The sequence below is a fragment of the Halomonas sp. ND22Bw genome, from assembly GCF_003011945.1.
In the GTDB taxonomy this organism is placed as follows: domain Bacteria; phylum Pseudomonadota; class Gammaproteobacteria; order Pseudomonadales; family Halomonadaceae; genus Halomonas; species Halomonas halophila.
The window spans coordinates 1-475 of record NZ_PXWD01000134.1 but is presented as its reverse complement, the minus strand read 5'-3'; the positions used below and the strand labels follow the sequence as shown (position 1 = coordinate 475).

The window sequence follows — 475 nt, the reverse complement described above, 5'->3', positions numbered from 1 at the left end:
GGCCCCGGTCCTGTCCGATCCCGAGGCCGCCGCCGCGCGGCTGGACGACGTCGCGCCGGGCCTCGCACCCGGGTTTCTGAACCCGGAGGTTCGGGCGCTCCTGCTCGGGCTCGCCGACCACTCGCCCTTCCTCTGGCAATTGGCTGTCCGGGCCCCCGACCGACTGGCGGTGCTGATCGACGCGGAACCCGAAGCGGCACATGCGGAGATCGTCGCCCGGCAGCGGACAGCGGGGCGGGAGGTCGACCACGCGATCGTGGCGACCAACCTGCGGCGAAACCGGGCCGAGCACGCGCTCCTCGTGGCACTCGCCGATATCGGCGGCCTGTGGTCTCTGGCCGAAGTGACGGCGGCGCTCTCGGATTTCGCCGATGCCTCGGTGCGCGCCGCCGCGGACGCGATGCTGTTTCAGGCCGCGGGCGCGGGACGCTTCCTGCCGCGGGATATGGACGACCCGCAGGCGGGGTCCGGCCTC

The 475-nt window shown here is 73.7% G+C and carries 1 protein-coding gene; it reads left to right on the top strand.

The features are described from left to right. Window positions 1-475 (top strand): hypothetical protein (locus tag CVH10_RS17345; RefSeq protein WP_219924748.1); only part of this gene is annotated, 475 nt, incomplete at both ends.